This is a genomic window from Anaeroplasma sp. (assembly GCF_034179385.1).
Lineage (GTDB): Bacteria > Bacillota_I > Bacilli_A > Acholeplasmatales > Anaeroplasmataceae > Anaeroplasma.
On the sequence record NZ_JAXFPY010000133.1, the window covers coordinates 1 to 4,077 of the forward strand.

General features: G+C 29.7%; 5 protein-coding genes. All 5 read left to right on the forward strand.

All coding sequences use genetic code 11. The annotated features are described in order from the left end of the window. The coding region (nrdD, locus tag SPJ17_RS08920) for an anaerobic ribonucleoside-triphosphate reductase (RefSeq protein WP_321094907.1) at positions 1-252 on the forward strand (252 nt) is incomplete at its 5' end. Between the two features lie 2 nt (positions 253-254). Then, complete coding sequence (locus SPJ17_RS08925) at positions 255-794, forward strand: metallophosphoesterase family protein (protein ID WP_321094909.1); 540 nt, start codon at positions 255-257, stop codon at positions 792-794. Between the two features lie 2 nt (positions 795-796). After that, on the forward strand, positions 797-1,357 hold the full coding sequence (locus SPJ17_RS08930; protein WP_321094911.1) for an AAA family ATPase: 561 nt from the start codon (positions 797-799) through the stop codon (positions 1,355-1,357). After that, on the forward strand, positions 1,358-3,814 hold the full coding sequence (locus tag SPJ17_RS08935) for a leucine-rich repeat protein (protein ID WP_321094913.1): 2,457 nt from the start codon (positions 1,358-1,360) through the stop codon (positions 3,812-3,814). It begins immediately after the preceding gene. Positions 3,815-3,891: 77 nt separating this feature from the next. Next, positions 3,892-4,077, forward strand: a 186-nt coding sequence (locus SPJ17_RS08940; protein ID WP_321094915.1) for a hypothetical protein, incomplete at its 3' end; no start/stop codon positions are given.

Sequence of the window (4,077 nt, forward strand, 5' to 3'; positions counted from 1 at the left end):
GTCCCATTATCTAATATTGAAGGATTACTTGAATATTTGGATATTGCTATTAAGGCAGGAACGCATTATTTGGGATTTAATTTCCCAAAGGATGTTTGTAACTGCTGTAATACATCTGGTGTCTTTGATGTATGTCCAAAATGTAAATCAACAAATATAACAAGAATTAGGAGAGTATCTGGTTATCTTGAAATATTAGATGGATTTACGAATGGTAAGAAGAATGAGGTTAAAGCAAGGAGGGCAAATTAGGAATGATATATTATATAGCTGACATTCATTTTAAAGATCAAGTGATCTTTGAAAAATGCAAAAGACCTTTTAAATCTTTGGATGAGATGGAAGAGGCTATTATTTCGAATTGGAATAATAGAGTGACGGATGATGATTTAGTTTACATACTTGGAGATCTTGGAATTAATGAAGAAGCCGTAGAAGTGTATAGAAAACTAAAAGGGCAGAAGCATTTAATTGTTGGAAATCATGATATTCCTCTTATGGAGTATATAGCTAAATCAAATATTTTCTTGTCTTTTAAGGCAATGGATTTCATCACTGATGGAGATAAAAAAGTATTTCTTTGTCATTATCCATTAATGGACTGGTGGAATTATAACTATGGTAGTTATCTTGTTTATGGCCATATACATAATAAAGACATTGCAAACGGCTTGGAATACGAACAAATAAAAAAGTATTATGAGGATAAGTTTGCATTTAATTGTGGTGTAGATGTAATTGGATTTACCCCAAGAACGCTTGAAGAATTAGAGGAATTAAAGGAGGGCAAATAGGGATGAAGCACATTGCTATTGAAGGAATGGATGGAGTAGGTAAATCCACTACATGTAAGTTATTAGCTGATAGATTAGGCTATACCTTTGTTGAGAAGGGATTACAATACCTTTATGGCAGTAAAGATGAATATCAAAGGATTGCAAAAATAGTTAATGCAAATCCAGATAGAAATTTTACAGCATGGTATTATGGGCTAAATAACCTATTTACATACAATCAATTTAAGAATCAAAATATCGTTACAGATAGACATATAGTTTCTAATTATTGTTGGAGTGGAACTAAGGATAATTTAGATATCTATAATTTAATCCTAAAAAAGATTGGAAAGCCAACTTTAACAGTAATTCTATATGCTAAGCCTGAAGTTATTGAAGCAAGATTAAAATCAAGAAATCTTCATGATGGTGATCTTACTAAGGTTAAACTTGCAGAAGAGGCATATGAAAAAATGATTTATTTTTGCGAATTAAAAAAATTACCATATATGGTAATTGATACAGGAAAATTAACTCCAGAGGAAATAGTTACTAAGATTGTTGAAAGGCTAGGTGATTAGATGGGGAATATAGCAGATTTAAGAATAGCTAGAGATATGAAGTATACTGCATTATATTGGAATTTAAGATATTATGAGGTGGAAGAAAATATCTTTATTAAGCAATATCAAAATAATACAATAACTATCTATGCTGAAGCCCAATATGCTGATTTAGGTAAAATTACAGTAGTAAATGGAGATAGATTAAATCTAGATTCTCATAAATCTTTTGTGATTTTAGAATGTATTGATAAACTTCTTAATATGGGATATAACCCATCAGAAATTATTTTAGATTTAGACAATGAATATGATATCTATTGCAAGAACTTATATATTAAGTGCTTTGAATGGAATCATATGGATTTACAGGATGAAATTAGTATCAAAACGAACACATTCTTATCCATTAGATATGAATCTAGACTTGTTAGTGGTGTAATTGAAAGAAGAACACGAATCAAGGATTTCTCCAATGAAATCTATAAGTATGGTGTTTTTGAATTAGAGCAAAGACAAGACTATTACAACATTTATAATAAAGAAGATATAAAGTCTGATGATTTTATTATAGATGGGGATAAAGCAGTTAAATACATCGGAACAAAAAAGAATGTATCTATTCCTTTTGGTATAACTGAAATTGCTTCATGTGCATTTTGGGATAATCAATTTATTGAAGAAGTAATCATACCAGATACTGTAGTTAATCTTGGTGGAGATACTTTTTATAATTGTAAAAATTTAAGAAGAATTGTAATTCCTAAGAGCGTTAGATTTATGGGGAATAATCCTTTTGCAGGTTGTCCTAATTTAAATCTTTTAAATGAATCTCCATATTTTAAGATTATTGATGGGGCTTTAATGAATAAGGATTTAGATACTTTAATCTACTATCCTATCCATAGTCAAAATAAGGAATATTATGTTTTAGATACAATTAAGATTATTGGAAAGCATACATTCTTTATTTGTGATAATTTAGAGCTTATTCATCTTCCAAAAAGTTTACTCAAAATGGAAAATAATCCATTCTCTGGATGCTCAAAGCTTAAGCTTGATAATAAGTCATCAAATTATCATATTGTGGATGATGTCATTTATGATAAATTTAAGACATCTGTTTGTGGATCATTAAATTCGATAAACACAGATTGCTTAACGCTTTTACCTGTAAAAAAAATCAATAGAAATTCCTTTTGGAATTGTAAGGGAATAAGAAAAATCGTACTACCCGAAACACTTGAGGATATTGGATATAATCCTTTTGTAGGTTGTAGCAATATTGAATTTGTATCCAATACACCATATTACAAAGTAATAAATGGTGTTTTATACAATAAGAATATGTCAAAGTTGATTTGTTATCCAGGAAAACTAGCAGTAGGCGATATTCATATTCCCGATTCAGTAACAAAACTTGAACGCGGTGCATTCTCTGGCTGTGGCAAGATGACTTCTATAAATCTTCATAACGTCAATACGATTTCTAAGACATGCTTTACAAACTGTGATTCATTAGAAAAAATATATTGTTCTGATTTGGTAAACTATATTGGAGAATGGGCATTTGCTCATTGCAATCATTTACGGGAAGTATCTGTATACAAGGATTGCTTCATTGATAACAATGCCCTTATTAATACGAATGCTAAATTAATAAGAAGAGATTCAAGATGCAATTATGTAATTGAATCAGATAATCTATTTACTTTAAAGTCCATGCAAGAGTCCTATTTTGGTAAAATAGATTCCATCTTAATTGATCCACCATATAATAGTCATATTGATTATATTGGCTATAAAGATGGTAATTATGATGAGGGTTATTATAATTTTATTTCTGAAAGATTAAGCTTAGCATATAATTTATTATCTCCAAATGGTTTCTTGGTTATAAATATTGATGAAGGTGAAGTCAAGGGACTAACTGCTTTGGCTAAAGATATATTTGGCAAAAAAAATGTATTTGTATCCAAATGGAAAAAATTACACCCAAAGTTTGATACAAATAGAGACATAAATCCAAATAAAAAGAATGTTTTGTATGAATATATTATTTTATGCAAAAAGAATCAGAATACTTCCTTAAATCCAATTATGCAACCATATTTTGATGGTGATATTTTAAAAGAAAAGGAAGCATCATGGCCTAACATATGGGATTGTTTTGGGACGACATCATCAGCCAAAGATGAACTCCAGGAAATATTTGGAGATAGAAAGGCATTTTCTACTCCAAAGCCAGTAAAGCTAATTAAAGAATTTGTTCGAGCAACGACAAATAAGAATTCCATAGTTTTAGATTTTTTTGCAGGTTCAGGCACTGTAGGACAAGCAGTTATTGAACTTAATAAAGAGGATAATGGTAACAGAAAGGTAATTCTAATATCTAATAGTGAATCGAATATCTGCAGAGATATTACAGTTAAGAGATTAGAGTATGTTACAAAAGATTTTGAATTTTTATCCTAGTGAGGTTCTAAAGGAAAGGTAGAAAAAGAACAAAAAAAATTCATCTAATTAAAAATAGTCCTGATACGCTTCTAGATATGAAGTGTATCGGATTATATAATACGATGGTTATCTTCATCGATGATGGAAGGGAAATTAATTTAACAGAATCCTATTTTAAAGAAAAGGATTCATGCTTTGATTATTCTTATGCAGGATGTTATATTACTCCAGGAAGAATTACAACGATTCGCGAAATTCATATTAATGCGTTAGAATCTCAA

Bases quoted from the DNA above. Each gene is read 5' to 3' on its own strand.
- SPJ17_RS08935 (WP_321094913.1), top strand. From the start codon at position 1,358: ATGGGGAATATAGCAGATTTAAGAATAGCTAGAGATATGAAGTATACT.
- SPJ17_RS08930 (WP_321094911.1), top strand. From the start codon at position 797: ATGAAGCACATTGCTATTGAAGGAATGGATGGAGTAGGTAAATCCACT.
- SPJ17_RS08925 (WP_321094909.1), top strand. From the start codon at position 255: ATGATATATTATATAGCTGACATTCATTTTAAAGATCAAGTGATCTTT.